The sequence below is a fragment of the Streptomyces sp. HUAS MS02 genome, from assembly GCF_055702265.1.
In genome coordinates, this window is sequence record NZ_CM146747.1 from 1,890,414 (window position 1) to 1,915,382 (window position 24,969).

At 72.2% G+C, this 24,969-nt stretch carries 26 protein-coding genes and 1 pseudogene; 10 read left to right on the forward strand and 17 right to left on the reverse strand.

The genetic code is table 11. From position 1 onward, the window contains the following. Positions 1 to 53 precede the first annotated feature (53 nt). Complete coding sequence (locus ACZ9QC_RS08110; protein WP_472919523.1) at positions 54 to 2,006, forward strand: APC family permease; 1,953 nt, start codon at positions 54 to 56, stop codon at positions 2,004 to 2,006. A gap of 85 nt (positions 2,007 to 2,091) precedes the next feature. On the opposite strand, the gene ACZ9QC_RS08115 is transcribed toward ACZ9QC_RS08110, so the two are convergent. Together ACZ9QC_RS08115 and ACZ9QC_RS08120 are read right to left on the reverse strand one after the other, a co-directional pair. Next, on the reverse strand, positions 2,092 to 3,366 hold the full coding sequence (locus tag ACZ9QC_RS08115) for an NAD(P)/FAD-dependent oxidoreductase (RefSeq protein WP_472919524.1): 1,275 nt from the start codon (positions 3,364 to 3,366) through the stop codon (positions 2,092 to 2,094). Between the two features lie 159 nt (positions 3,367 to 3,525). Next, a complete protein-coding gene (locus ACZ9QC_RS08120) occupies positions 3,526 to 4,470 on the reverse strand; it encodes an RNA polymerase sigma-70 factor (protein WP_472919525.1) in 945 nt (314 codons plus the stop codon). Between the two features lie 250 nt (positions 4,471 to 4,720). Here ACZ9QC_RS08120 and ACZ9QC_RS08125 point away from each other — a divergent pair, with 250 nt between their 5' ends. Continuing rightward, positions 4,721 to 5,134, forward strand: coding sequence for a TraR/DksA family transcriptional regulator (locus tag ACZ9QC_RS08125; protein ID WP_472919526.1), 414 nt, complete (start codon positions 4,721 to 4,723; stop codon positions 5,132 to 5,134). A 98-nt stretch (positions 5,135 to 5,232) separates the two neighbouring features. On the opposite strand, the gene ACZ9QC_RS08130 is transcribed toward ACZ9QC_RS08125, so the two are convergent. Next, positions 5,233 to 6,180, reverse strand: coding sequence for an ATP-dependent DNA ligase (locus ACZ9QC_RS08130; protein ID WP_472919527.1), 948 nt, complete (start codon positions 6,178 to 6,180; stop codon positions 5,233 to 5,235). A gap of 66 nt (positions 6,181 to 6,246) precedes the next feature. On the opposite strand from ACZ9QC_RS08130, the pseudogene ACZ9QC_RS08135 reads away from it, so the two are divergent. Next, a pseudogene (locus tag ACZ9QC_RS08135) lies at positions 6,247 to 6,414 on the forward strand (peptidoglycan bridge formation glycyltransferase FemA/FemB family protein); the annotation flags it as partial. A 69-nt stretch (positions 6,415 to 6,483) separates the two neighbouring features. On the opposite strand, the gene ACZ9QC_RS08140 reads toward ACZ9QC_RS08135, so the two are convergent. Then, a complete protein-coding gene (locus tag ACZ9QC_RS08140; protein WP_472919528.1) occupies positions 6,484 to 8,430 on the reverse strand; it encodes a S41 family peptidase in 1,947 nt (648 codons plus the stop codon). A gap of 399 nt (positions 8,431 to 8,829) precedes the next feature. Here ACZ9QC_RS08140 and modA point away from each other — a divergent pair, with 399 nt between their 5' ends. From modA to ACZ9QC_RS08160, 4 genes are all read left to right on the forward strand, one after another. Continuing rightward, the gene (gene modA / locus ACZ9QC_RS08145) at positions 8,830 to 9,654 is read left to right on the forward strand and encodes a molybdate ABC transporter substrate-binding protein (protein WP_472919529.1); all 825 of its coding nucleotides are present in this window, start codon (positions 8,830 to 8,832) and stop codon (positions 9,652 to 9,654) included. Further along, on the forward strand, positions 9,651 to 10,565 hold the full coding sequence (gene modB / locus ACZ9QC_RS08150) for a molybdate ABC transporter permease subunit (RefSeq protein WP_472919530.1): 915 nt from the start codon (positions 9,651 to 9,653) through the stop codon (positions 10,563 to 10,565). The genes modA and modB overlap by 4 nt, the downstream gene beginning before the upstream one ends. Beyond that, positions 10,562 to 11,683, forward strand: a complete 1,122-nt coding sequence (locus ACZ9QC_RS08155; RefSeq protein ID WP_472919531.1) for an ABC transporter ATP-binding protein — start codon at positions 10,562 to 10,564, stop codon at positions 11,681 to 11,683. Before modB ends, ACZ9QC_RS08155 begins: the two co-directional genes overlap by 4 nt. A 247-nt stretch (positions 11,684 to 11,930) precedes the next feature. Next, positions 11,931 to 12,350 carry a TOBE domain-containing protein gene (locus tag ACZ9QC_RS08160; RefSeq protein WP_472919532.1) on the forward strand — a complete coding sequence of 140 codons (420 nt, stop codon included), beginning with the start codon at positions 11,931 to 11,933 and terminating at the stop codon, positions 12,348 to 12,350. A 19-nt stretch (positions 12,351 to 12,369) separates the two neighbouring features. Here the strand turns inward: ACZ9QC_RS08160 and ACZ9QC_RS08165 are convergent, their stop codons facing one another. From ACZ9QC_RS08165 to ACZ9QC_RS08195, 7 genes are all read right to left on the reverse strand, one after another. Beyond that, positions 12,370 to 13,125: a class I SAM-dependent methyltransferase gene (locus ACZ9QC_RS08165; RefSeq protein WP_472919533.1), complete on the reverse strand. Its 756-nt coding sequence runs from the start codon at positions 13,123 to 13,125 to the stop codon at positions 12,370 to 12,372. A gap of 48 nt (positions 13,126 to 13,173) precedes the next feature. Beyond that, entirely contained in the window at positions 13,174 to 14,373 is a 1,200-nt protein-coding gene (locus ACZ9QC_RS08170; protein WP_472921631.1) for an aminotransferase class V-fold PLP-dependent enzyme, read from the reverse strand. 1 nt (position 14,374) lies between these two features. Beyond that, positions 14,375 to 15,694: a pyridoxal-phosphate dependent enzyme gene (locus ACZ9QC_RS08175; protein ID WP_472919534.1), complete on the reverse strand. Its 1,320-nt coding sequence runs from the start codon at positions 15,692 to 15,694 to the stop codon at positions 14,375 to 14,377. Then, a complete protein-coding gene (locus ACZ9QC_RS08180; protein ID WP_472919535.1) occupies positions 15,691 to 17,187 on the reverse strand; it encodes a type III PLP-dependent enzyme domain-containing protein in 1,497 nt (498 codons plus the stop codon). The genes ACZ9QC_RS08175 and ACZ9QC_RS08180 overlap by 4 nt, the downstream gene beginning before the upstream one ends. 228 nt (positions 17,188 to 17,415) lie before the next feature. Then, positions 17,416 to 17,967: a GNAT family N-acetyltransferase gene (locus tag ACZ9QC_RS08185; protein ID WP_472919536.1), complete on the reverse strand. Its 552-nt coding sequence runs from the start codon at positions 17,965 to 17,967 to the stop codon at positions 17,416 to 17,418. Positions 17,968 to 18,052: 85 nt separating this feature from the next. Next, positions 18,053 to 18,496: a DUF2267 domain-containing protein gene (locus tag ACZ9QC_RS08190; RefSeq protein WP_472919537.1), complete on the reverse strand. Its 444-nt coding sequence runs from the start codon at positions 18,494 to 18,496 to the stop codon at positions 18,053 to 18,055. A 161-nt stretch (positions 18,497 to 18,657) separates the two neighbouring features. After that, positions 18,658 to 19,092, reverse strand: coding sequence for an Hsp20/alpha crystallin family protein (locus ACZ9QC_RS08195; RefSeq protein WP_184900944.1), 435 nt, complete (start codon positions 19,090 to 19,092; stop codon positions 18,658 to 18,660). A 166-nt stretch (positions 19,093 to 19,258) separates the two neighbouring features. Here ACZ9QC_RS08195 and ACZ9QC_RS08200 point away from each other — a divergent pair, with 166 nt between their 5' ends. Beyond that, on the forward strand, positions 19,259 to 19,939 hold the full coding sequence (locus ACZ9QC_RS08200) for a type III effector protein (protein ID WP_472919538.1): 681 nt from the start codon (positions 19,259 to 19,261) through the stop codon (positions 19,937 to 19,939). Between the two features lie 99 nt (positions 19,940 to 20,038). Here the strand turns inward: ACZ9QC_RS08200 and ACZ9QC_RS08205 are convergent, their stop codons facing one another. Both ACZ9QC_RS08205 and ACZ9QC_RS08210 read right to left on the reverse strand, forming a co-directional pair. Then, entirely contained in the window at positions 20,039 to 20,719 is a 681-nt protein-coding gene (locus ACZ9QC_RS08205) for a HemK2/MTQ2 family protein methyltransferase (RefSeq protein ID WP_472919539.1), read from the reverse strand. A 105-nt stretch (positions 20,720 to 20,824) separates the two neighbouring features. Continuing rightward, the gene (locus tag ACZ9QC_RS08210) at positions 20,825 to 21,016 is read right to left on the reverse strand and encodes a hypothetical protein (RefSeq protein WP_472919540.1); all 192 of its coding nucleotides are present in this window, start codon (positions 21,014 to 21,016) and stop codon (positions 20,825 to 20,827) included. 176 nt (positions 21,017 to 21,192) lie between these two features. On the opposite strand from ACZ9QC_RS08210, the gene ACZ9QC_RS08215 reads away from it, so the two are divergent. Both ACZ9QC_RS08215 and ACZ9QC_RS08220 read left to right on the forward strand, forming a co-directional pair. Then, a complete protein-coding gene (locus ACZ9QC_RS08215; RefSeq protein WP_472919541.1) occupies positions 21,193 to 21,615 on the forward strand; it encodes a CBS domain-containing protein in 423 nt (140 codons plus the stop codon). A gap of 25 nt (positions 21,616 to 21,640) precedes the next feature. Continuing rightward, on the forward strand, positions 21,641 to 21,862 hold the full coding sequence (locus tag ACZ9QC_RS08220; protein WP_472919542.1) for a DUF6480 family protein: 222 nt from the start codon (positions 21,641 to 21,643) through the stop codon (positions 21,860 to 21,862). Between the two features lie 51 nt (positions 21,863 to 21,913). Here the strand turns inward: ACZ9QC_RS08220 and ACZ9QC_RS08225 are convergent, their stop codons facing one another. The 4 genes from ACZ9QC_RS08225 to ACZ9QC_RS08240 form a co-directional block, all read right to left on the reverse strand. Further along, on the reverse strand, positions 21,914 to 22,324 hold the full coding sequence (locus ACZ9QC_RS08225; RefSeq protein ID WP_472919543.1) for an ATP-binding protein: 411 nt from the start codon (positions 22,322 to 22,324) through the stop codon (positions 21,914 to 21,916). Between the two features lie 158 nt (positions 22,325 to 22,482). Further along, positions 22,483 to 23,448, reverse strand: a complete 966-nt coding sequence (locus ACZ9QC_RS08230; protein WP_472919544.1) for a YihY/virulence factor BrkB family protein — start codon at positions 23,446 to 23,448, stop codon at positions 22,483 to 22,485. A gap of 9 nt (positions 23,449 to 23,457) precedes the next feature. Beyond that, a complete protein-coding gene (locus ACZ9QC_RS08235; RefSeq protein ID WP_472919545.1) occupies positions 23,458 to 23,883 on the reverse strand; it encodes a DUF6003 family protein in 426 nt (141 codons plus the stop codon). 186 nt (positions 23,884 to 24,069) lie between these two features. Continuing rightward, positions 24,070 to 24,819 (reverse strand): DUF1775 domain-containing protein, encoded by a 750-nt coding sequence (locus ACZ9QC_RS08240; RefSeq protein ID WP_472919546.1) that lies wholly within the window; start codon positions 24,817 to 24,819, stop codon positions 24,070 to 24,072. Positions 24,820 to 24,969: the final 150 nt, after the last annotated feature.

Genomic DNA, 24,969 nt, shown 5'->3' on the forward strand with positions numbered 1-24,969 from the left:
GCCGTCCGCGTGATGGCCTTTCCCCTACGGAGCCATGCACCAGGAGCACGCCGATGGCCACCACCGAACGCCCTCAACGGCGCCTGCACGCCTGGATGCTGGAGGGTTTGTCCGACATGGGCAAGGGCGGCGGCCACGCCGGACCGCACGCCCGGCCCGAGCCCGCGCACCGGGGGCAGCCCTGGTGGCGGGTGATGTGCCTGACGGGCGTCGACTACTTCTCCACTCTCGGTTACCAGCCCGGCATCGCCGCGCTGGCGGCCGGCCTGCTCTCCCCCATCGCGACCATCGTGCTGGTCGTCGTCACCCTCGCGGGAGCCCTCCCCGTGTACCGGCGGGTGGCGGAAGAGAGCCCCCGGGGCGAGGGCTCCATCGCGATGCTGGAACGCCTGCTGACGTTCTGGAAGGGCAAGCTCTTCGTCCTCACCCTCCTGGGCTTCGCGGCGACCGACTTCCTGATCACGATCACCCTCTCGGCGGCGGACGCCTCCACGCATCTGATCGAGAACCCGCACCTGACCGACGCCCTGCACGACAAGCAGCTCCTGATCACGCTCCTCCTCATCGCCCTGCTCGGCGCGGTCTTCCTCAAGGGCTTCCTGGAGGCCGTCGGCGTCGCCGTCGCCCTGGTCGCCGTCTACCTCGGGTTGAACGTGGTGGTCGTGATCGTCGGCCTGTGGCACGTCGTCACCGAGGGCCATGTCGTCACCGACTGGTCGACCGCGCTGACGGCCGAGCACGGCAACGTCTTCGTCATGATCGGCGTGGCGCTCATCGTCTTCCCGAAGCTCGCGCTCGGCCTCTCCGGCTTCGAGACCGGCGTGGCCGTGATGCCGCACGTGAAGGGCGACCCCGGCGACACGGAGGCGAACCCCAAGGGCCGCATCCGGGACACGAAGAAGCTGCTCACCGCCGCCGCCGTGATCATGAGCGTCTTCCTGATCTGCACCAGCTTCATCACCACCCTCCTCATCCCGGAGAAGGAGTTCGAGCCGGGCGGCGACGCCAACGGCCGGGCGCTGGCCTATCTCGCCCACGACTACCTGGGCAACACCTTCGGCACCGTCTACGACGTCTCGACCATCGCCATCCTGTGGTTCGCGGGCGCCTCCGCCATGGCCGGCCTGCTGAACCTGATGCCGCGCTACCTGCCCCGCTACGGCATGGCCCCGCACTGGGCGCGTGCCGTACGCCCCATGGTCATCGTCTTCACCCTCGTGGGCTTCCTGGTCACCTGGATCTTCGACGCGAACGTGGACGCCCAGGGCGGCGCCTACGCCACCGGCGTGCTGGTCCTCATCTCCTCGGCGGCCATCGCGGTGACGATAGCGGCCCGCAAGGCCGGGCAGCGGGGCTGGACCATCGGCTTCGGCGTGATCTCGGTGGTCTTCCTCTACACGACCGTCGTCAACGTCATCGAGCGCCCGGACGGTGTGAAGATCGGTGCCTGCTTCATCGCCGGCATCATTCTCCTCTCCCTCCTCTCCCGTCTCGCCCGCGCCTTCGAGCTCCGCGTGACCAGCGTGACGCTCGACGCCATGGCGGAACGATTCATCAGGGACATGGCCAGCCGCAGGATCCGCTTCATCGCCAACGAGCCCGACCAGCGGGACAGGGCCGAGTACCGCGACAAGATCGAGCAGATCCGGGCCGACAACGATCTGCCGGAGCAGGAGGACTTCGTCTTCGTCGAGGTGACGGTGACGGACCCGTCGGAGTTCGAGGCGGGCCTGACGGTGCGCGGTGAGATCCTGCACGACCGCTACCGCGTCCTGACCCTGGAGTCCTCGACCATCCCCAACGCCCTCGCCGCGCTGCTCCTGCACGTCCGCGACGAGACGGGCCGCATCCCGCACATCTACTTCGAGTGGACCGAGGGCAACCCCTTCGCCAACTTCCTCCGCTTCTTCCTCTTCGGCCAGGGCGAGGTCGCTCCCGTCACCCGGGAGGTCCTGCGCGAGGCGGAACGCGACCGCGCACGCCGACCGCGCGTACACGTCGGCTGACGCCCACCCGGCCGCACGACGGAACGGGGCCCTCTGGTCGAGGGCCCCGTTCCGTCGTGCGGCCGGGTGGGCCGAACCGTCCGGCTCAGGCCGCGACCTGCTCCGTCGAGTCCGCCTGCCCTGCCGGGTTCCCCGCGTCCGTGCGGGCCGCCCGGTCCACACGGCCCGCCTGGTCCGCACGGGCCGCCCTGCCGATCGGCTGTACCGTGCGGCGGCGGCGGACCGGCATGCCCACCGTCGGATTGGCGACGCCCCAGGCCGCGCCCTTGCAGATGAGCTCCTTGTAGACGGCGGCGAGGCGGCCGGTGAGGGCCTTCGGGACGGCCCGGTCGTCCGCGGTGACGAACTGGATCAGGCCCTCCTTGCGGCCGAGCGAGACACACTGCTGGTAGTAGCGGATCCCGATCTTCGGGAGCTTTCCGCCGGTCAGACGGGCCGCGATGGTGTCGGCCGCCTGCCACGAGGAGGGAACACCGGAGGCGCACGACATCCGCAGCGGCTTGTCGCCGGGACCCATCACCAGGGCCGCGTCACCGATGGCGTACACCTCGGGGTGCGAGACGGAGCGCATGGTCCCGTCGACCACGATCTGGCCCGTGCCGGAGACCTCCAGGGTGCTGGCCACGGTGATCGGGTGGACGGCGAAGCCGGTGGCCCAGACGGTGACCGCGGCCGGGACGGGCGTCCCGTCGGTGAGGACGCGGTCGGCTTCGACGGCGGTGACGGCGGTGTGCTCGTGCACGGTGATGCCGAGCCCGGCGAAGACCTTCCGCAGATGTCCTCGGCCCTTGTCGGAGAGCCAGTCGCCGAGGCCGCCGCGGGCCACGAGGGCGACATCCAGGTCGGGGCGGGCCTCGGCGATCTCGGCGGCGGCCTCCACGCCGGTGAGCCCGCCGCCGACGATCACCACGGGCTGTCCCGCGTCCAGCCGGGCCAGCCGCTCGCGCAGCCGGAGCGCGCCGGGCCGGCTGGAGATCTCGTGGGCGTGCTCGGCGGTGCCGGGGACGCCCTGGGGGTTCCAGCCGCTGCCGAGGGCGTAGACGAGGGTGTCGTACTCCAGTTCCTGCCGCGCGGCGCCCTGCGCGTCGACCACGGTGACGGTCCTGCGGTCGGCGTCGACACCGGCGACCTCGGCGAGCTTCACCTCGACGCCGGTGCCCTCGAACATCTCGTCGAAGGGGCGGGGCTTGAGCTCCTGGCCGACCGCGAGCTGGTGCATCCGGACGCGCTCGACGAAGTCGGGCTCGGCGTTGACGAGGGTGATCGCGACGTCCGCGCGGTGCAGCCGCTTGGCGAGGCGACCGGCGGCGGTGGCTCCGGTGTAGCCGGCTCCGAGGACGATGATGCGGTGCTGCTGCATTTCCTGCTCCTGTCTGCGCGGGTCCGAGGCTTGCCGTTGCTCGGTCTCGCCCCTTGAACCGGGCAGCCCGCGTTTTCCTGACAGAAGGAGGATGTGAAGCAGGTCACATCCCGCTGTGTGGGCCAAGGAAGACGCGCGGGCGGGCAGGCGCACAGAGGCTCAGAACGCGTGGAACAGGGGCTCCCCGTGCTCGGTGGCCGCCCACACCTCGGTCGCGCGCTCCAGCTTGTCGGGGTTGACCTGGCTGCGGAACGCGACGATGCCGTCCGTACCGATCTCCAGGCAGATGACCCCGACGACCCGGCCCTCGACGACCGCCAGGACCGCGGGGCCGCCGTTGGCCGTCGTGATGTGGATCTCGGGTGAGCCACCGACCAGGGACCGCTTGGCCGGGGCCGGCTTGAACAGGCCCCGCATGAACTTCGCGACCGCCAGGGCACCCTCGAACGCCCTGGCGCGAGCCGGGACCTTTCCGCCGCCGTCGCCGACCGCGATGGCGTCCGAGGTCAGCAGCGCCACCAGCGGTTCGGTCTTCCCGCTGGTGGCCGCCGCGAGGAACTCCTCGACGATCCGCCGGGCCGCCGCCTCGTCGATCTCGGTGCGCGTCTTGCCCGCCGCCACGTGCTTCTTCGCGCGGTGGAAGATCTGCTGGCTGGCCGCCTCGCTGATGTCGAGGATCTCGGCGATCTCCCGGTGCGGGTAGTCGAAGGCCTCCTTCAGCACATACACCGCCCGCTCCCCCGGGGTGAGGCGCTCCAGCAGGGTGAGGACGGCGTACGAGACGGACTCGCGCTGCTCGACGGTGTCGGCCGGGCCGAGCATCGGGTCACCGGCGAGCAGCGGCTCGGGCAGCCACTGGCCGACGTAGGTCTCCCGGCGTGCGCGGGCCGAGGTGAGCTGGTTGAGGCACAGGTTGGTGAGCACCTTCGTCAGCCAGGCCTCGGGCACCTCGACCCGGTCGACGTCGGCCGCCTGCCAGCGCAGGAACGTCTCCTGCACGGCGTCCTCCGCCTCGCCCGCCGAGCCGAGGAGGCGGTAGGCGATCGCCTCCAGACGGGGCCTCGTCGCCTCGAACCGGTCCACGTCGTGCGTCGTCAGCGCCATGCTCCGGATCCTAGAGGGTGCCGCCGACGACCGTGATCGATTGGGCCGGAGCGGTGCAATGGGAGGGCTCCGCGCCGGGAGGAGTGGCCGAGCACCAGGCCGAGTGGCCGCGTGGCCGAGCGGCGGACCGACTTGGCGGCCGCCGACCGAGGGCTGCCTGCCGCCCGCTACCTGCCGCCTGCCGCCTGCCGCCTGCCGCCTGCCGCCTGCCGCCTGGGAATCGTGAACCGCGTATCGACGTTCTCGCAGCATGGGTGACACCTCCCACCACGGTCCCGACGACCCCGGCCGGTCCATCTCCTCGGCCGCTCGCGCACGCCTCGCTGCCGCCCGCGCCGAGACCCTCGCCCGCGCGGCCGCGCTGAGCCGCGACTTCGACGGGATCGTCGCGGCGAACGCCCTGATCGCGGTGGACGACGAGCACGACCCCGAGGGAGGCACCACCGCCTTCGAGCGGGCCCACGTAGCCTCCCTGATGGCGCAGGCCCACGAGCACCTGGCGGAGCTGGACCGGGCTCTGGAACGCCTCGAACGCGGAGAGTACGGGCAGTGCGAGAGCTGCGGGACGACGATTCCGCCCGAACGCCTGGAGATCCGCCCGGCGGCGACCACATGCGTCCGCTGCGCCGGTTCCGCCCCCCATCGGCCACCGCGCACCGCCTGACGCGTGCCGCCTGCCGCCTGACGCCGGCTCGCGTCCGGCCCACGGGCCACCCCCGTGGGGGGGGCCGCCCCGGCACGGGAGCCGGACCCGGCCCCCGGTCACTCTCCTTCGTCGAGCAGATCCGGCGAGAGGTCCCCCCGTACGCGTCGGACGAGTGGACGACGTCCGTGCGGGCCGGGTTCCGCCCCCGGCTGGTCGGCCTCGATCTCCACCACCACCTCGGCCTCGACCGGCCAGAAGCGCACCGTGTCCGTGCCGGGGAGCCCGCACGCCGCGCCCGGCAGCTCGCGCATCTCCTCGCCCGCCACGCGCAGCAGGGGTGCAAGGGCCTGACGCAGTTGCCCGGCGAGCGGGAGACTCACGCCGACGGCTCGCATCCCGCCGAGCCGCGGGCGCCCCAGGACGAGGGCCTGGGTCGTCGGTGTCGTACCGGTCACCCCGATGATCACGGCCTCGGTGGTGTGACGCTCGCGCCACTTCACCCAGCCCGAGGCGAGGCCGGCGGCGTACGGGGCGAAGGTCCGCTTGCCCACCAGCCCCTCCACTCCGGCGAGCGCTCCGACCCAGGCGAGGGCCTGCCCGGCGTCCTCGGTGGCCGGTACGGGGCGCAGCGTGGCGGGTCCGGCGTCGAGCAGTCGCAGCAGTTCGCCGCGCCGCTCGGCGTACGGGCGGGGCCGCCAGTCGGTGGCGCCGACGGCGAGGACGTCGAAGAAGGCGGCGTGGACCGTGAAGTCGGCGTCGCGCCGCGGGCCGCGGCGGCCGGCCCGGCTCTGCAGCCGGTCGAAGGCCACGCCGGAGCCGTCGTCGAGGACCGCGACGAGTTCACCGTCCAGGACGGCGTCCGGCAGTTCGGCGGCAGCGGCGGCGACGTCGGAGAACGCGCGGGACAGATCCGTACCGCGCCGGCTCCACACCCGCTGTGTCGCGGTGTGGATCTGGCACCGCCAGCCGTCCCACTTCGGCTCCAGACTCCAGCCCGGCCCCTCGGGTACGGCGGTGACCGCGCAGGCCCGAGCGAGGGGCAGCGGCAGAACGAAGGGCACCACCGGGACCTCCTACGACACCCTCAGCCTAGGTCGGCGCCCCTCCCCGCGCGACGAGAGGATCTCCTGTTCCGCGGCATCACCGACACGCTGGAGGAGGACAACCACCTGCTGGGGCTCCTGCGGTTCAAGTCCGGCAGCGGCGGCGAGGCCGTCGAGTACCTCGGCGAGTGGGACTTCCCGCTCAACAAGGTGCTGCACAATGCCTTCGACCTCTACATGTCCCCCCCCCGCTGATGCCGCCGCTGATCCCGTCGTCCGAGCTCGTGGGCGGGGACATGGAGGCCATGTCCCCGCCCACAGGCCCTAGTTGAGCCGTTCCGTCCTGCTGGCGACGAGGTGGCCGGCCTCGAAGCCCTCGATGCGGGCCGAGCGACCGGGCGGCGCGGCGGGCACGGTGACGTCGGCCTGTCCGTCGGTGAGGTCCACCGACGCACGCGGTCGCTGGTCGACGTAGACGTCCACGCGATCGACGTTCGTGGCCCGCACCTTGAACTTCAGCGAACCGTTGACGGAGATCGTGTCCGTGATGGACACGGCGTGCGGCTCCCGGTCCTTCAGCAGCCGCCCCGCCCTGTCGAAGAGATCGGCGTTGTCCTCCAGGAGATCCCGGCGGGTCATCCGGTGCGCCTCGTCGGGGATCACGCCGAGGTCCTCCACCGGGGTGCCGGACAGGGCGCCGACCCGGAGGGTGCGGCGGATGGACACACGCATGCCGCTTCCCTTCGGCAGCGGTACGTACGGTGTGGCCCGGTCGCCCTGGAGGAGGTCGGAGAGAAGCTTGTGGGTCCAGACGTTGGCCCCGCCGGCTCCGGTGTTCTCGTCGGTGCCGAGCACCGGGCCGATCCCGTGGTCCTGGAACCCCGCGGCGAAGATGTCGGTGGCGGAGTAGCAGCGCGCGTTGGTGATGAGGACCACCGGCCCGAAGTACTGCTGCCCGATCGCGTTGGCACCGTCCTCGGGGGTGAGGGGGAAGGCGCTGGAGAACGTGGCGCCGATCTCGATGGCCTGCTCCATGGAGGGGACCCAGGCGCCGAGGTCGATGCCCGTGGAACCGTCCTGATGCCTCCGGCAGATACGCAGGTTGAGCGGGGTGTTGATGAACTGCACCGGCTCGGGGGCGATCCGGCGGGGGGTGAGGGTCTGAAGGGTGAACTCGGCGGCGTGGATGTGGCCGCCGCCGTTGTCCCGGACGTCGACGATGAGGCCGTTCTGCGGGAGCTGTCCGATGAGGCGGACGAACTCCCGGACGAAGGCCGCCGGGTCGTCCACGCCGAAGGTGAAGATCCGGATGTGGCCGAACGTCCCGGACGACGTCTCCACGTGCTCGGCCTTGAACACCTTGGGCATGGTCGTGGCGACCTCGCCCCGGCGCAGCTCGGGCATGGCTTCGTCGGCCTGGACGGCTCGTTCCTGGGCGACGACCCGAGGGGCGAACAGCAGCACCTTGGCCCGGCTCGTCTCGTCCGCGTCGAGGTCGAGGCCCTGGGCCAGCGCGGCGGCGCTGATCGCGTCCGCGTCCACCATGGGAGGCAGGTTCTCGACGATCCGCCAGTTCTCGCGCAGCTCACGCCGCGTGCCGCTTTCGTCGATGTAGCTGACGGTCACCCACTCCTCGAAGGGAGGCAGGTGGATGCGCAGCGGCCGCACGGTCAGCGACTGGACGCCTCGGCTGCGGCGGGCGGCGGCGTTGCTGCCGGCGAACCGGGCCGCGTTCAGGTCGACGGCCGACGAGACGGGAATGCCGCTCCAGTGGGTGATCTCCACGCCGGGCCCGAAGCCGGGCGCGGAGAAGCCCTCGGCCACGTGCGTGACCATGAAGTGGGTGCCCTGGTCGTCGGTGTACTGCTCGATGAGGAACGGCAGGAAGGCGATCCTGCCGTTGAAGGGGTCCGGGAGCAGGTAGTTCGTGTGGAGGTCCCGGACGGAGTGGAAGATCTCCGACACCTCGGCGTGGAAGAGCCACTCCCGAGGCATGGTCTGCTCCGTCTGCCGTTCGAGTCGCCGACGCAGGACCCGCAGGCGCTGGACCGGGTTCACGGCGTGCATCGCGGCCTTCAGCGGCAGGTGCACGTAGTTCTGCTCCAGCAGGACGAGCGCCTGATCGACGATGAGGCGGCGTTCCTCCAGCGTCAGGGTGCCGGCGCCTTCGAGGAAGCTGCTCAAGGGGGTCGAGGTGGCCAGGTGGGCGCGGACCGGTTCCGCGGCGTGCTGGAGGAAAGTGACAGTTCTGTCGTCGGGCGAGTCGGTCATGGTGCTCCTCAGAGGCGGGGATCGGGAATTCCCAACGTCGGGCCGTCGGAGGCCCGCCTGAGGCCCGTGGGCGACATTTCAGCCGATCGGACGCGGGAAAGTGCCTCGCCCGGCGGACGTGGGCCTCGGTGAGCGGGGCGGAGGGCACCCGTCGGCCGACCCGCCCCTCTCATGCGAACGCACATGCCATGCTGAGCATCGGACAGCCCGGCTCATGCGATGACACTGATGGCCTGCACCTGGCATTTGCGGCATTATCATCTGCGCAGACCCAGCTACGGAATCGGGGACGGCAAGCGTCGGCCGGTTGATCTGTTGATCTGCTGATCAGGGGCGTTGACCGCCGCCGAGTCCGTGCAGTCCGTGCAGTCCGTGCAGGACCAGAGGAGTGGACCCGTGATGACCCGTGCCGTACGCCGGACCCGTACGACCAGGCGGACCCTGCGGGCAGTCGGGGTCGGTGGCGCCGCCCTGCTGGCCCTGAGCGCCTGCGGTTCCTTCGACTCCGGCTCCTCCGCGAAGTCGGGCTCCTCCGGCTCGGACGAGCTGTCCGGTGAGGTGACCGTCTTCGCCGCCGCCTCGCTCAAGGAGAGCTTCACGACGCTGGGCGAGCGGTTCGAGAAGGAGCACCCCGGGACGAAGGTGACGTTCAACTTCGGCGGCAGCGACGCGCTCGCCGCCGGCATCACCGGTGGCGCGCCGGCGGACGTGTTCGCCTCCGCCAGTCCCAGGACGATGGCCGTCGTGACCGATGCCGGTGACGCCTCCGGCACCCCCGAGACCTTCGTCCGCAACCAGCTGGAGATCGCCACCCTCCCCGGCAACCCCGACAAGATCTCCTCCCTCGAGGACCTGACCCGATCCGGTCTGAAGATCGTGCTCTGCGACGAGGCCGTGCCCTGCGGCGCCGCCGCGCGGAAGGCCATCGACGCGAGCAAGCTGAAGCTCACGCCGGTGTCGTACGAGGAGGACGTGAAGTCCGCGCTCAACAAGGTGGTGCTGAAGGAGGCCGACGCGGCGGTCGTCTACAAGACCGATGTGCGGGCGGCCGGTGAGAAGGTGGAGGGCGTGGAGTTCCCCGAGTCCGCCGACGCGATCAACGACTACCCCATCACCCTGCTCAAGGAGTCGAAGAACACCGGCACCGCCAAGGCGTTCATCGCGCTCGTGCGGTCCGCCGAGGGCCAGAAGGTCCTGACCGAGGCCGGGTTCCTGGAGCCGTGACGTCCCCCTCTCCTTCCGCCTCGTCCTCTCCGGAGGTGGCGGGCGCCGTGGACACCCTGGACGGGGGTCCGCGTCGTCGGCGCGTCCCCGGACGCGGGTGGCTTCCCGGACCCGGAGGGTTCCCCGGGCGCCACGGGGGTGTCCCGCTGCCCCTGCTCCTGCCCGCGCTGATCGGCCTCGTCCTCCTCGTCCTCCCGCTCGTCGCCCTGCTGATCCGGGCGCCCTGGCGCAGCATGCCCGACCTGCTCACCAGCCCCGAGGTGTGGCAGGCACTGCGGCTGTCGCTCGTGTGCGCCACGGCGGCCACGGCCGTGAGTCTGGTCCTCGGGGTGCCGCTGGCCTGGCTGCTGGCCCGGGTGGACTTCCCCGGACGCGGTCTCGTACGGGCCCTCGTCACCCTCCCCCTCGTCCTGCCCCCGGTGGTCGGCGGTGTGGCGCTGCTGATGGCACTCGGTCGCAACGGGGTCGTCGGGCAGTGGCTGGACGACTGGTTCGGTGTCACCCTGCCGTTCACCACGGCCGGGGTCGTGGTGGCCGAGGCGTTCGTGGCGATGCCGTTCCTGGTCATCAGCGTGGAGGGCACGCTACGGGCCGCCGACCCCCGGTACGAGGAGGCCGCGGCCACGCTGGGGGCCTCCCGGTTCACGGCGTTCCGCCGGGTCACGCTGCCGCTGATCGCGCCCGGGGTCGCGGCGGGCGCCGTACTGGCGTGGGCCCGTGCGCTGGGCGAGTTCGGGGCGACCATCACCTTCGCCGGCAACTTCCCCGGCCGTACCCAGACCATGCCCCTCGCCGTCTACCTCGCCCTGCAGAACGATCCGGAGGCGGCGATCGCCCTCAGCCTGGTCCTGCTGGCCGTGTCGATCGCGGTGCTGGCGGGGCTGCGTGACCGATGGATGACCGCCTCATGACCGACCACGGGAAGACCACCCCGACCCCGGCCCCGGCCCCGACCCCGGCCCCGGCCCCGGCCCCGGCCCCGGGCGAGGGTCTCGACGCACGGCTGGTGGTCGTACGCGGCGCTGCGTTCCGTCTCGATGTGACGCTGACCGCCGCGCCCGGTGACGTGGTGGCGCTGCTCGGCCCCAACGGCGCCGGCAAGACGACGGCGCTACGGGCCCTCGCCGGGCTCGTGCCGCTCTCGGACGGTGGCCGGCTGCGGCTGGACGGCGCCGAGTTGGACGGCCGGCCACCGGAGTCACGCCCGGTCGGCGTGGTCTTCCAGGACTATCTCCTCTTCCCCCACCTCACCGCCCTCGACAACGTGGCCTTCGGCCCCCGCTGCCACGGCGCGAGCAAGGCGGAGGCGCGGGCGCAGGCAGCGAAATGGCTGGAGCGGATGGGCCTCGCCGCCCAGGCCGGAAGCAAGCCCCGGCGGCTCTCCGGCGGCCAGGCGCAGCGCGTGGCCCTCGCCCGCGCCCTGGCCACCCGCCCCCGGCTGCTCCTCCTCGACGAGCCCCTCGCCGCCCTCGACGCCCGCACCCGCCTCGACGTGCGCGCCCAACTCCGGCGCCATCTGGCCGACTTCGAGGCCGTCGCCGTCCTCGTCACCCATGACCCGCTGGACGCCATGGTCCTGGCCGACCGTCTCGTCGTCATCGAGGACGGACACGTCGTCCAGGAGGGCACCCCCTCCGACATCGCCCGCCGTCCCCGTACGGACTACATCGCCCACCTCGTCGGCCTCAACCTCTACCGGGGCGAGGCGCGCGGCCACACCGTCCGTCTCCCCGACGGACCGGCGATCACGACGACGGAGAACCTGACCGGCCCGGTCTTCGTCGCCTTCCCGCCCAGCGCCGTCACGCTCCACCGGGACCGGCCCACCGGCTCCAGCGCCCGCAACCTCTGGCACTGCGAGGTCACCGGCATGGACGCCCACGGCGACCAGATCCGGGCCTCCCTCGCCGGTGAACTCGCCCTGGCCGTCGACCTGACGACCGTCGCGGCGGCGGAGCTCGGCATCCACCCGGGCACGGAGATCTGGGCGACGGTCAAGGCGAGCCAGACGCACGCCTACCCTGCCTGACGGGGGACGGCGCCAGGTGCGCCTACGGGCCGTTCCCGGGGTCGCGAGGCACGGCGACGCTCGCGCCTCGCGGGCGCGATGCGCCTCACGGGGACAGCCCCCTCCCCGGGCTACGGTGGGCCGCACGGCCGTCCCGAAGTCGGCCCGCCCGAGCCGGTCGTCCCAGACCGGTCGTCCGAGGTCGGCCGTCGCGAGGCCGGTCGCCCGAAACCGGTCGGATCCGTCACCCGCTGCGAGGCGTTCCCCCATGAGCCTGAGCATCCGCAATCAGCTGCACGGCACCATCACCGGCGTCACCCCGGGCGAGGCCATGGCGACCGTCAGGGTCCGCCTCGACGGCGGGCAGGAGGTCACCGCCGCGATCACCCTCGACGCCGTGGAAGCCCTCGACCTGACCGCGGGCACGACCGTACGCACGCTGGTCAAGGCCACGGAGGTGTCGCTGGCCACCGGCCCCGTGGAGGGGCTGTCCATCCGCAACCGGCTCCCCGGCACCGTGCGCGAGGTCACCGCCGGCTCCGCCATGGCCTCGGTGCGGGTCGCGGTCGAGGGCGGCGAGCTGACCGCCGCTATCACCAAGGACGCGGTCACCGAACTCGGTCTGGCGGCGGGCTCCGCCGTCACCGCCCTGTTCAAGTCGACGGAGGTCTCCCTCGCGACCGTCTAGGCGACCGTCCAGGCGGCCGTCACCGCAGGGCGGCCAGGACGTGGCTGGGGCCCACCTGCCAGACGGGCCCGACGTGTTCGAACCCCGCGTCGCGCAGGAGGGCGACGTGGCCGGAGAGGGTCAGGTCGTTGCCCTCGCAGTGGGGGCGTCCGGCGTCGGCGCGGTGCGAGAGGAGCCGGGCGAGTTCGGGGTCGGCGGCGGCGCCGGCCCACCAGGAGTCCCAGTCCTCGACGAGGGGCAGGGCGGAGCGTTCGCTCCGGCGGCGGCCGATGTCGAGGGCGAGTTCGGAGACCTTCGTGGAGTCGGGGCTGATGTGGTCGCCGTTGATGAGGATGCCGCCGGGGCGCAGCAGCCCGGCGAGTTCCCGGTAGACGCCCCGCAGGGTCTCCGTGCCGAGGTAGTGCAGGGCGGTGGTCGACACCACCGCGTCCACGGGGCGCTCCAGGGCGAGCGCGTCGAGCCAGCCGGGTTCGCCGATCACGGTTCTGACGTAGCGCAGGGCGGGGCCGTAGTGGGCGCTGCCCAGTTCCAGGAGGAGCGGGTCCGCGTCCACGGCGAGCACGTCGGCGGCCGGCAGTCGGGCGGCGAGCCGCGCCGCCAGGCATCCCGGGCCGCTGCCCAGATCGAGGACGAGGGGCACCGCCCGGTCGCGGGTCACATGCTCGACCAGATCCGCGATGACCTCGAACCGTTCCTCACGGTCGACCGCGTACAACTGCTGCTGGCGTTCCCAGCGCTCCACCCAGCGCGCCGCCGTCGTCGTACTCAGACCCATGCCTGTCGCACTGCCCCCGTCTCCGGAAACCGTTCCTGTTAATGGAAATCATTGCAGACTGGCGAGGGTGGTGAGCAGTTCTTCCATCTCTTCAGGGGTGTTGTGCACATGCAGGCTCACCCGTACCGAGCCGTCCTCCGGGTCGCGGCCCGCCTGGCAGTGGCCGTCGGAGCGCACCATGAACCCGCGGCTGAAGAGGATGAAGCCGAGGTCCTGCGAGCCGATCCCGCGATGCCGGAAGGTGACGAGGCTGCGGCGCCGCTGCACCTCGCTGTCGGCCCTGAGGCTCGTCCGGCAGCCGAGCACCTCGTAGGCGTCCATCCGGGCCAGGCGGTCGGTCAGCAGCGAGGTCAGCGCCACGGTCCAGCGTTCGATGCGGGCCGGGTCGGCGGCGGTCAGCCAGTCGAGCGCGGCCGCGAGCCCCGCCACTCCGACCGTGTTGGGGGTGCCGTTCCAGCCGCCGGGCCGGAAGGGCGGTCCGTGCCGGCCGCGCGCCCAGACCGCGCCGGAACCGGGCAGGGCCATCGTCTTGTGGCCGGAGAAGACCACGAAGTCCACGTCGAGTTCGGCCACCGAGACCGGCACGTGCCCGACGCTCTGCGCGGCGTCCAGGCAGATCGGTACCTCCGGCCCGACGACCTGCCGCAGACGGTGCACGTTCATGTCGGCGCCGTAGACGTGGTGGACGTGGGTCGCGGCCACGAAACGGGTGCGGGGGCCGACGAGCGCGGCGAGCGCCCGCGGATCGTAGTCGCCGGAGCCGGCCTGGTACGGCAGCTGCCGGACGTGGACGCGCACGCCCTGTCGTGCCAGCAGCCGTGCGGCCTCCAGCCACGGTGACAGGTTCGCCTGGTGGTCGGCGTACGGGACGACGATCTCGTCCCCGTCGGAGAGGAGGGCGGGCAGCCAGTCCAGGGCGATCGTGCGCAGCCCGGCGGTGGTCCCGCTGGTGAAGTGGACCGACGACCGTTCCGGGTCCGGGTCCCCGAGGAACTTTTTGACCTGCTCCCGGGTGTGCTCCACCAGCGCCGTGGTGGTGTTGGCCCAGGGGTAGGACCCCCGGCCCGCGTTGGCGTTGGTCGTGGTCAGATACGTCTGTACGGCGTCCAGGACGGCCCGCGGTTTCTGGCTGGTGGCCGCGCTGTCCAGGTAGACCAGGTCGGGGTGCGCGGTGATGATCGGGAACTGGGCGCGCAACGGCCGCTGCCACGCCGCCAGTTCCGACAGCTCCGTGGCGGGGTCGGTCATCTCAGTCACGCACCAGGGGTGCGCCCGCGTCCCGCCAGGCGATGACGCCGCCGGCCAGGCTGCGCACGTCGGGGTGGCCCATCCGGGTGAGCAGGGCGGCGTACCGGGCCGACTTCTCCCCGACCGGACAGGCCAGCAGGACGGGCTGCCGCTTACTGAACGGCAGTCCGCCCCGGAGGAGTTCCTCGAAGAGTTCGTCGACGATGTTCACCGATCCGTCGATGTGGAGGGCCGCGTACGCGAAGGGGCCGCGCAGGTCGATCACCAGGGGGCGCTGCTCGGCGATCCACTTCTGGGCGTCGTCGACGTCGATGACCTTCACCGAGCGGATCTCGCTGTCGGTGGGGCCGGTGAGCGCGTTCCTCGCCGGAGGGCGGCCCAGCAGGTCCGGGCGGCGCTGCCGCACGTAGCCGAGATAGCTCTCGGCCCGGTCGCAGACGATGAAGACGGCCGTCCTCCGCTCCGTCAACTCGGCGTCCAGGGAGGCGAGATGGCGGACGGCGCCGTGGTAGGCCGCGCCTCCGGTCGGGCCGGCGAGCAGTCCGCAGCGGCGGAGCAGGGTGAGCATGCCGTCGATGGCCTCGTCGGCGCTCACCGCCTCCAGCGTGTCGTAGGTGGCCGGGTCGAAGATGCCGACCTCCTGCACCTCGTCGACGGTACGGATACCGGGGATGAAGTCCCCCTTCCGGCCCACCAGTCCGACGACGCGCACCGCCGGGTCGTGCGCGCGCAGCGCCCTGGCGACACCGGTGGACGATCCGGCGGTGCCCACGCAGGCGATGAACCAGTCGGGGGCGCGGCCGTCCAGGTCGGCGATGATCTCCGGGCCCGTTCCGGTGGCGTGGGCCTCGGTGTTGAGGGCGTTGAAGTACTGGTCGGTGTGCAGATGCGCGCCGCCCGGGCGGTTCAGCCGCTGGTGGAAGAGGGTGAGGGGGTCTTCGGTGTCGGTGGGGTCCAGGCACTCGGTCTGGCCGGGCAGTTCCTCGATCTCGGCGCCGAGCAGGAGGAGCAGGTCCTTGATCTCCGGTACGCGCATCCGGTTGGTGACGCTCTTGAACGGCAGTCCGTGCAGGCCGGCGATGAGGGCGAGGGCCTTGGCGGTGTTGCCGCTGGACAGCTCCACGATCGTCTCGCCGCGTTCCTTGGCTCCGGTGATGTCCTGGCGGGTCATGCTCCACGCGGCCCGGTCCTTCAGCGAGCCGAAGGGATTGAGCATCTCCAGTTTTGCGTAGAGGTCGATGTTGCGCAGGCCGTGGACGGCCGGGTCGATACGGACCAGCGGCGTGTCGCCGATGGCGTCGGTGATGGTGTCGTACCTCATCCCTGCGGACCCCCCGTGCGGTCGAACGGCCAGTACTCCTCGTCCAGACACCACCGCCACGGACCGACCTGCGACCGACCGTCCTGCGACCGACCGTCCTGCCGGTGGACCGCCACCTTGCGGGCGACGGGCTGCTGTTGGGCGTGTGTGGCACCGAAGTCCATGCAGTAGCCGGCCGTGTTGACGAACGCGAGCAGGTCGCCGGGGCGCGGGAGCCGGGGCAGGAAGACGGTGCGGCGGGTGATCAGATCCGCCTCCAGACAGAGGTTGCCCATCAGGTGGACGGCGACCGCGCCCGTCGCGTCGGCGGAGCCCGGGTCGCGGGGCAGGACCAAGGGGTCCATGAGCACTCCGTGGTCCTCCAGGCCGACGTCCCCCGCGTTCATCGCGAGGCGCACCAGGTACGGCCCGGCCTCCTGTTGCCGGACCTCCAGGACCCGGCCGAGGGTGAGGCCGCACTGGTCGACCAGGGCGCGACCGGGCTCGACGTAGAGGTCGTACAGGCTCTCCAGCAGCAGAACGCCGAGGGGGCGCCCGAGGCTCGGTGAGGGGTGGGAGAGCAGCGCGTCGAGGTACGCGGCCCCGGCGACGGGGCGATGGGCGGGGTACAGGCTCAACGCGCCTCTCAGGGTGCCGTTCTCGGCCCGCAGGCCGTAGCCGTGGCCGCCCCAGGTCAGGGGTGGGCGGCTGCCCATGACGGCGCCGGTCAGCTCGGTGGTGTAGCGCTCCCACTGGGCGGCGTGCGCCAGGTAGTCGATGCCGAAGCCGCCGCCGACGTCGATGGCACGCGGCCGGAAACCACGGATGTGGAGCTCGTCCATGGCCTGGAGACATCCGTCGAGCGCGGCCGCCTTCTCGTCGAGGCTGGTGGTGTCGAGGTGGTAGCCGACACCGATCGGCTCCAGGTACCGCCGGTGGTGTTCGAGGATGTCGAGCAGGTGGTGCAGGGACTTCACCGACGTGCCGAACCGGCTTCGGCGCGAGAGCCGTCTGGTTCCGGCTCCCTCGAATCCGGACAGGCGTAACAGCACGCGCAGGGGCGGCAGTTCGTGTGTACGGACGAGTTCGGCGGCCTGCCGCAGTTCCTCGGGGCCGTCGACGTTGAGGACGGCCCCGCTGCGCGCGGTGAGCCAGAGGAACTCCGGGTCCTTGGGGCCCGTCGCCATGATCCGGTCCCCGGCGAAGCCGGACCCGAGCGCGTGCTGGAGCTCGCGGAGCGAGGCGGCGTCCAGGCAGGCGTCCGTGGTGGTGAGCCGACGGACGAGCGAGCTGGAGCGGTTGGCCTTGTGGGCGAAGAAGATCTGCCCGCCGAGGCGGTGGCGGTCGAAGACGGAACGGAACTGCCGCAGATTGTCGGCGATCCGGTCCGGCAGGACGATGTTGAGCGGTGAGCCGAGTGCGTCCACGAGGGTGTGGAGGAGCGGAGCCGACGCCAGGAGCGCCGCCGTGGGCGGTGCCAGCCGCGGCTCCAGGTACAACGGGTCGTCGCTCATACCAGCGGTTCCTCCCGCCGAGGAGTGCGGACCGGTGTCGGCGAACAGTCATAACGACCGTAACCAGCACCGGGCCTTCTCAATCCGGCGCGCGGGAAGGGGGGCGATTTCCGACTGTTTCCGGATGTCTGACGGCTGGAACGGGACGGTCGGAGCGGGGGCTCGACGGCTCGGGCGCGGCCCGGAGGGCGAGGTTCGGCGGGCAAGGCCTCGCCCCTGAGGTCCGGTTCAGAGGGCGAGGCTCATCAGGATCGCGTCCCGGTCGTCGCCCGGCGCGATCCGCAGCGCGCCGGGCCATCGGCCGACCTCCACCCAGCCGACCTTGCGGTAGAAGTCCTCCAGCCCCACGCCGCCCCGTGCGGAGAGCGACAGCCGCTCCAGGCCCATCTCGTCCCGCGCGATGTCACGCACGCGGTGCATCAGGGCGGCGCCGATGCCCTGGCCCCGATGGCGCGGACTCGTCTGGACGTGGTTGACGGTGCCGCAGTGCGCGCCCAGGGGATGCGGTTCACGGCGCAGGATCAGCCAGCCCGCGAGCGCGCCGCCGACGGTGGCGACGAGCAGTCTGCCGTGCCGCGGGTGCAGTCGGCCGACGAGCCCGTCGACCACGGGGGCGACGTCCCGCGCGGTGACCGGCAGCGGGGGAAACTCGGTGGCGAGCACGGCACCGCCCGCGTTGGCCACTTCTGCCCAGCAGTCGACGATCTCCTGTCTGAGGTCACCGTCGACCTCACCGGGACAGGTCAACTGCCGCAACTCCACGACTCCGCACACCGTCATGCCCCTCAGCCTCCCAGAGCGGCGAGGCCGGCACACGTCGCCCACGAGGGACCGGCCCGCCGTGGTGCGGAGGGGCGCCGTGGGTTCAGAAGGCCGTCGTGCCGGTCGGGGCTCCCGCGGAGGCCAGGGAAGCCGTGGGGGCCGGGGGCAGTTCGGCCCGGCCGAAGAGCAGGGCGTACCCGGGCGGGAGTTGGGCGAGGATGCGGTCGAGGAGGTCGTCGCCCGCGAGCTGGGCGACGATCCGCAGGACGGTGCCGGTGTCCCAGCGGGTCGTGGCCGGCGTACCACCCGTACGGGACGCCAGGTCCTTGACGAAGCCCCAGCCGGTGACGGGTTCGGTGTCGGGGATCTCCGCCGTGAAGCAGCGGGCGGCCTCGTGCGGCAGCCTGGCCGCGAGTTCCACGCGCTCGTCGCCGGTGAGCCGGCGGCCGAAGGCGCCCAGGACGGTGCGCACGGCCTCCTCGGCCCGTGCGCGGGTGGGGTAGGCGCCCTCGTAGCGCACTCTCTCCAGCATCTGCTCGAACGTCATGCCCACGGTGTGCCGGCACGGCTCTTGCAGGGTGAACATCGTGAAGCGGTCGCCTTTCTCGTCCGAGGGGGGGGTCGAGGGGGTAGTGAGGGGGCGCGGGGGTGGTGAGGGTCGAGAGCGAGGCGGCGGCCCGGGCGCTCGTCCGGGCCGCCGGCAGGGACTCAGCCGCTGATCTCCCGGTGCGTGGTGCCGCCGCCGATGGCGACCTTGCGGGGCTTGGCGCGCTCGGCGATCGGGATCCGCAGGGTCAGCACACCCGCGTCGTAGTCCGCCTTGATGTGCTCGGTGTCCAGGGTGTCGGCCAGCACGACCTGGCGGGAGAAGACACCCAGGGGCCGCTCGGAGAGCTCCATCTGCACGTCGTCCGCCTTGGTGACGGGGCGTCGCTCGGCCTTGACGGTCAGCATGTTCCGCTCGACGTCGACGTCGATCGCGTCCGGGGACACACCGGGCAGGTCGAGGGCGATCACATACTCCTCACCCTCGCGGTAGGCGTCCATCGGCATCGCCGACGGGCGCGACCAGGTGCCGGTCGTGTTCAGGAGCTGCTGGGTGAGGCGGTCCAGCTCACGGAACGGATCGGTGCGCATCAACATCGTCAAACACCTCCAGTGTTCGGGTCAGGCACGTTCCTGCCAATGCGTTCCACCTGCCTTCGTTGTAACATGTCATCCAAGTGATGACAAGTGGAAAGTCATCGAGACGATGACACCACACGATCGCCTCAGCCGACACCTCGGAAGACACCGCACTGGAGGGCCCATGACCAGCGCCGATCAGCCCGCCTCCGACCCCGGCGGTCTCACGCCCACGTCCTTCCTCGCGGCCGCCGCGGCCCTGGACACGATCCACGAGGCCCTGCACACGGCCCGGACACCCCAGGACGCGAATGGACCCGAACCCGACGCGGCCAGCTCGCAGCAGGCGCTCGCCGCGCTGCTGATGCTCCGCGAGGCGCGGGATCAACTCGCCGAGTGGGAAGCGGGTCTGATCGAGGCGGCCCGGGAGGCGGGTGCCAGCTGGGCCGACCTCGCCCACCCCCTCGGCGTCTCCAGCCGTCAGGCGGCCGAGCGCCGCTACCTTCGGGTACGGCCCGGACGTCCCGGTTCCACCGGCGAACAGCGCGTACAGGCCACCCGCGACCGCCGCGCCGCCGACCGCACCGTCACCACCTGGGCCCGCGCCAACGCCGCGGACCTGCGCGGGCTCGCGGGGCGGATCACCGCGCTGACCGACCTCCCCGCCGCCGCCCGCACCCCCCTCGGCGAACTCACCGCCGCCCTCGCCGACGACGACGCCGCCGCCCTCATCGCCCCCCTCGCGGACACGCACACCTATCTGACGCCGGGCCACCCCGACATCGCGGCCCGCGTCGACGACATCACCCGCCACACCGACCGACTCCGCCGTGCCAGCAGCGACCAGCGCCAGAACAGGACGTGACCGGCTCCCGTCGCGCACGACGGGAGCCGGGGAGCGAAAGCGAAGAAGAGGTCGGGGGCCGGGGGTTGCCCATGGGCGCCGATGCCGCGTGGCGCTCGGTCAGGGGCGTTCGGCGCGGATGACCACCAGTTCCTCGTGGTCGTCACCCTCCCCGATCAGGCCCTGGCGGACGAGCCAGGGGCGGCGGGAGCGCAGCACCGGGCCGTAGGGCACCTCGGCGCGGTCGACGACCGAGGCACGCAGTCCGCCGTCCGCGAGGCTCCGCAGCGTGGCGTCGGTGCCGCACAGGCCCGAGTGGACGACCAGCAGGGCCCCGCCCGGGCGGAGCATCCCGGGTGCGGCCGCGCAGAGGCGGTCGACGAAGACGCGGCCGTCCCGGCCGGCCTCCCATGCCCGGGCCGGGCCCCCGCGCGGTACCCGGCCGGCGGGCGAGGGCACATAGGGCGGATTGCTGATCACCAGGTCGTACGTGCGCCCCGTGACCGCTGTGGTGAGGTCACCGTGCCGGACGCGCACGCGCCGCCGGGCGAGCAGCGCGTTGACGCGTGCCGTGAACACGGAGAGCCATGAGATGTCCACGGCGGTCACCCGGGCACCCAGACGCGCGGCCTGTACGGCCACGGCGCCACTGCCGGTCCCCAGGTCGAGCACGTCGGTGGACGAGTCCACGCCCTCTCGGCACAGGGCGCGTGTGAGCAACTCCGTGTCCCACTGCGGTGCGTACACACCCGGCGGGGTGAGGAACAGCGTCGACGTCGACACCGACGTGATCGCCGCCATCGGTCACCTCCGTCTCGCTTGCATCTCGGGTATCACCTGCACCACTCGCATCACCCGTATACGGGCCTCACTCGAGTGCCCAGGGATCCGGAGTGCACACAGCGCCTACGGATGATCCGGCTGCTGACCCGGCGGCACTCCCCCTCCCTTGCCTCCGCCCTTGTCGCCCTTGTCCGTGCCGTGGGCACGGCCGCCACGCCTGGTCTCCGACTGCCGCGCCTTCAGCTCGGCGCTGTCCTGCGGTGTGGCACCGCCCTTGTCACTGCGCCGCTGTTCCGGCTGCTGCGGATTGGACATCTCTGACACCTCGCTCACTTCCGGGTGGTTGAGCCGACTTCAGGGGTGATTGAGGCGGACGGGTGCCCATGGGGAGGCAGCCGAAGCAACCGCGTGGGGTTTTGTCGGTTATGGGTACTCGCGAGACCGAGCGGCGGTGAAAGGTGCCGTCCCACTCCACGGAGGGATGGGTTCCCATGACTCAGCATGTCAGCGACCTGATGACAAGCGCCCCGGTGACCGTCGAGCCGCGGACGTCGGTGGCGACCGTGGCCCGGATGATGCGGGACGAGGACATCGGCGCCGTCCTGGTCACCGAGGGCGATCGGCTGCGGGGGCTGGTCAGCGACCGCGACCTGGTGGTCCGCACGGTGGCCGAGGGCAGCGACCCGAACCGAACGACCGTGTCGGACGCGTGCAGCGACGACCTCGTCACGGTCGGCCCGGACGACGACGTGCGCCGCGCGGTGGAACTGATGCGTGAGCACTCGGTCCGCCGGATGCCGGTCGTCGACGAGGAGCAGCACGCGGTGGGCATCGTCTCCCTCGGGGACCTGGCCATCGAGCGCGACCCCGAGTCGGCCCTCGGGGACATCAGCTCCACGAAGCCCAACAAGTAGCGCGTCCACCGAAGGAGCGTGTGCCATGACGACCCCTGATCCCGGCCCCCGACGGATGCCGGGAGCCGACGCCCACCGTGGTGTGCCGCCCGGGGAGACTCCGCCGGGCGAAGGGGGGACCTACGGCATCTCCCACCCGGAGCCGCCCGCACCGCGCAAGGGATGGGGGTCGATGTCCCTCGCCCTGATCCTGGTGCTGGCAGCGCTGATCGTGATCGGACTCGTCGGTATGGCCGTGGTCCTCTGACGTCCGCCGAGCCCTGCGACGTCCGCTCCGCGAACCACCGTGCCCCGTGCGCTACCGGCCGCCACCGGACGGATCGGCCAGGGCGATACGTGCCGTGATGCGCTTGCCGACCGGCTCCTGCTCGACGAAGAGGTCCTCGGTGACGGCCTTGACGATCTCCAGCCCGTGCTGTCCGATCCGGTCGGGGTCGGCGGCCTGCGCGGCGGGCACCGTGGGATCGCTGTCCCACACGACGATGTCCACGCTGTCGGTGGTGACCCGTAGTTCCAGGAGCACCGGCCCGGGGGCGTACTTGCGGGCGTTGGTGACCAGTTCACTGACCACCAGCTGGGTGAGGTCCCGTACCCGTGCCGAGACGGGCAGGTGGTGATCGGCGTGGGCACGGTCGAGGAAGGCGAGGGCGTGGTGGCGGGCATCGGAGATGCAGCCGTCCTCGCCGCCCAGGGCGTATCCGGCGCGCATCAGACAGGTGTCCGGCCCGCCACAGCCGTCGCCATCGGCATTCGATCCCACGTGTCCCGCCCTCATCCCCCCCTCACCTACGCGCCCGTACCCGCGATGGTCCCATGCATGCCTCCCGCGTCGGCCGCCGGAGGGCCTGCCCGGTCCCGGGCCGGGCATCACGGCCCCGGCCCGGGATCCGGGCGTACGGCCTCGGTGATGCCGGCGCGGGCCGCCTCCAGCTGGGCGGCGAACGCGATGCCCAGGAACAGTGCCACGCCCGTCAGGTTGGCCCACAGCAGCAGGGCGACGAACGCCGTCAGCGGCCCGTACACGGCGCCGAACGACCCGCTCTTCGCGACGTAGAGCGCCAGCAGCCAGGTGGCCGTGACCCACAGGACCAGGTGGACCGCCGAGCCGAAAGCGAGCCAGGTGTAGCCCGGTTGGTCCCTGCGCGGGGCCCAGCGGAAGATCACCGCCGACGCGACCCAGGCGAGCAGGACGCCCAGCGGCACTTCGAGGGGGCCCCACCAGCCGAGCCACGCCCGCGACCAGCCGAGGGCCTCCACCACCGCGTTCCCCACGGCGTCCCCGGCCACGAGCACGAGGAAGCCCAGGATCATCGGCATGCCCGCGGCGAGCGCGAGGAGCAGGGCCCGCCCGTACTTGGCGTGGAAGGGCCGGTCGCGTTCGATGCCGTAGATGCGGTTGGCGCCCCGCTCCACCTGCCCCATCGCCGAAGCGAGGTTGAGCAGGGCGAAGGCGAGTCCCAGCCACATGGCGACGGCGTTCCAGACGCCGGAACCGGCACTGCGCGCGGTGGCGTCCAGCGCGTCCTCGACCAGGCTCGCGCTGGCGCCCGGCACGATCCGGCCCACGGTGAGTTCGATGATCCGCCCCACGCTCTCCGTGTGCACGGTGGTGGCCACGCCGACCAGCGCGATGGTGAACGGCACCAGGCCCAGCACCACCTGGAACGCGAGCGAACGGGAGTGGCTGAAACCGTCCGCGTAGCGGAACCGGGCGAACGCGTCGAGGAGCAGCCGGCGACCCCCGTAGCGCCTGAGCGCGGTCAGCGCCTCGTCGCCGGAGAGTTCCTCCCCGATCATGTCCCGCGTCTGCGGGACGTGGACCACGGTTCCCATCGCGGCGGCTCAGCCGTTCGCCGCGGCGCTCACCGTGGCGGGGTCCATCCCCGTCAGCTCGACGATGCGGTGCGGCGGCACGCCCGCGGCCAGGGCGCGGCCGATCAGGCCGTCCCGGCCGTCCGCGCAGTCGCGGTAGGCGAGCAGTTCCTCCTCGATCCGGGCCAGCGGCTCCGGCGCCAACCGGTGGCGGACCCGGCTCAGTTCCTCGTCGCTCAGCGGGACGGGCACCCGCTCCGCGCCCTCGGGGATGGCGGCCGTCTCCTCCGGCGGCAGCAGGCGCAGGCGCGCGGAGGTCGGCGTGGTCCCGTGGGCGTCCAGCCACGCGCGGACCGCGGGCGTCTCCATGCACGCGAGGTCCTCGACGGCGGCGGGGGCCACGCCGAGCGGTACGGACTCGTCGTCGAGCAGGAACAGATAGGCGTCGTCGGTCATCCTGGATCCTTTCCCCACGGCTGTTGACCGACATCCGCATACCCCCTCCCGGCCGATTCACCGTCCGGCGCCACGGGCGTACGCGGCGGGCGCGGCCCCGGCCCGCACCGGGAAGGGGGCTCGCCTCCGGACGGGAATCCCCCGAGGCCGGGCTCGTCCCCGAGCCCGGCTCGTGCGGGTCCGAGGTCAGGCGGTTCCGCCGCGGCGTCCGCGCAGCCACCACACTCCGCCGCCGACGGCGACGAGGACGACCGCGCCGATGCCCAGCGGCACGGCCGGGGAGAGACCGTCGTCGCCGTCCGTGTCGGCCGACGCGGGCTCCGCCGACGGCGTCTCGGCGTCCGGCCCCGTCTCCTTCGTGGCTTCCTTCGTGGGGGCCGCCGTCGTGGGCTCCTCGGAGGGGGTGGGGGTGGGGCTGACGAGCTTCGCGCCGGGCGCGGCGGCCTTCAGGTCCAGGCGGGGTGCCGGGTGGCCGTGGTGGCCGTCTCCGGACTCCTCCTCCAGTTCGATCCAGCGGTCCACCTTGCCGTCGCTGTAGGACTGCAGGGTCTTGAAGACCAGCGACTTCGCGTCGGGCAACTGCCGTACGGAGACGACGTACTCGACGTCCTCCCCCACCGCCTGCTTCTCGCCCGAGACGGTGTAGCCCCGGCCGGTGGGGGTGAGCTTCCAGCCGTCGGGGCCCTTCTCGTAGGTGATGTCGGCGGGGGCGATGCCCTCGGGCAGGATCACCTCCAGCTTGGTGATGCCGGCCGTGGTGGACTCCGACGCGGCGGAGAAGGTCAGTTCGACGTTCTGGTCGAGGGCGCGGGCCCCCTTCGCCTCGACGTCCGCGTGGGCGGCGGCGGGCCCCGCGACGGCGACGACGGCCGCGAGGGCGACCGCGGTGAGCGCGCCGGATCGACGCAGGGTGGGCAGCAGGGTGGAGCGATGCACGGGGAACTCCCTTGAGTGGGTGGGCTGTTGGCGTGGCGGGACACGGGGCAGCCCCGGCGCGCGCGGATCGGCCATGGCTGACCTTCGCGCTCGGGGGTGCGGCGTGTGTCCGGGGCGTGGAGCCGACAGCGCGTCGTGCTCGCGGACGCC

Bases quoted from the DNA above. Each gene is read 5' to 3' on its own strand.
- ACZ9QC_RS08110 (WP_472919523.1), top strand. From the start codon at position 54: ATGGCCACCACCGAACGCCCTCAACGGCGCCTGCACGCCTGGATGCTG.
- ACZ9QC_RS08115 (WP_472919524.1), bottom strand. From the start codon at position 3,366: ATGCAGCAGCACCGCATCATCGTCCTCGGAGCCGGCTACACCGGAGCC.
- ACZ9QC_RS08120 (WP_472919525.1), bottom strand. From the start codon at position 4,470: ATGGCGCTGACGACGCACGACGTGGACCGGTTCGAGGCGACGAGGCCC.
- ACZ9QC_RS08125 (WP_472919526.1), top strand. From the start codon at position 4,721: ATGGGTGACACCTCCCACCACGGTCCCGACGACCCCGGCCGGTCCATC.
- ACZ9QC_RS08140 (WP_472919528.1), bottom strand. From the start codon at position 8,430: ATGACCGACTCGCCCGACGACAGAACTGTCACTTTCCTCCAGCACGCC.
- modA (WP_472919529.1), top strand. From the start codon at position 8,830: ATGACCCGTGCCGTACGCCGGACCCGTACGACCAGGCGGACCCTGCGG.
- ACZ9QC_RS08155 (WP_472919531.1), top strand. From the start codon at position 10,562: ATGACCGACCACGGGAAGACCACCCCGACCCCGGCCCCGGCCCCGACC.
- ACZ9QC_RS08160 (WP_472919532.1), top strand. From the start codon at position 11,931: ATGAGCCTGAGCATCCGCAATCAGCTGCACGGCACCATCACCGGCGTC.
- ACZ9QC_RS08165 (WP_472919533.1), bottom strand. From the start codon at position 13,125: ATGGGTCTGAGTACGACGACGGCGGCGCGCTGGGTGGAGCGCTGGGAA.
- ACZ9QC_RS08170 (WP_472921631.1), bottom strand. From the start codon at position 14,373: ATGACCGACCCCGCCACGGAGCTGTCGGAACTGGCGGCGTGGCAGCGG.
- ACZ9QC_RS08175 (WP_472919534.1), bottom strand. From the start codon at position 15,694: ATGAGGTACGACACCATCACCGACGCCATCGGCGACACGCCGCTGGTC.
- ACZ9QC_RS08180 (WP_472919535.1), bottom strand. From the start codon at position 17,187: ATGAGCGACGACCCGTTGTACCTGGAGCCGCGGCTGGCACCGCCCACG.
- ACZ9QC_RS08185 (WP_472919536.1), bottom strand. From the start codon at position 17,967: ATGACGGTGTGCGGAGTCGTGGAGTTGCGGCAGTTGACCTGTCCCGGT.
- ACZ9QC_RS08190 (WP_472919537.1), bottom strand. From the start codon at position 18,496: ATGACGTTCGAGCAGATGCTGGAGAGAGTGCGCTACGAGGGCGCCTAC.
- ACZ9QC_RS08195 (WP_184900944.1), bottom strand. From the start codon at position 19,092: ATGTTGATGCGCACCGATCCGTTCCGTGAGCTGGACCGCCTCACCCAG.
- ACZ9QC_RS08200 (WP_472919538.1), top strand. From the start codon at position 19,259: ATGACCAGCGCCGATCAGCCCGCCTCCGACCCCGGCGGTCTCACGCCC.
- ACZ9QC_RS08205 (WP_472919539.1), bottom strand. From the start codon at position 20,719: ATGGCGGCGATCACGTCGGTGTCGACGTCGACGCTGTTCCTCACCCCG.
- ACZ9QC_RS08210 (WP_472919540.1), bottom strand. From the start codon at position 21,016: ATGTCCAATCCGCAGCAGCCGGAACAGCGGCGCAGTGACAAGGGCGGT.
- ACZ9QC_RS08215 (WP_472919541.1), top strand. From the start codon at position 21,193: ATGACTCAGCATGTCAGCGACCTGATGACAAGCGCCCCGGTGACCGTC.
- ACZ9QC_RS08220 (WP_472919542.1), top strand. From the start codon at position 21,641: ATGACGACCCCTGATCCCGGCCCCCGACGGATGCCGGGAGCCGACGCC.
- ACZ9QC_RS08225 (WP_472919543.1), bottom strand. From the start codon at position 22,324: ATGCGCGCCGGATACGCCCTGGGCGGCGAGGACGGCTGCATCTCCGAT.
- ACZ9QC_RS08230 (WP_472919544.1), bottom strand. From the start codon at position 23,448: ATGGGAACCGTGGTCCACGTCCCGCAGACGCGGGACATGATCGGGGAG.
- ACZ9QC_RS08235 (WP_472919545.1), bottom strand. From the start codon at position 23,883: ATGACCGACGACGCCTATCTGTTCCTGCTCGACGACGAGTCCGTACCG.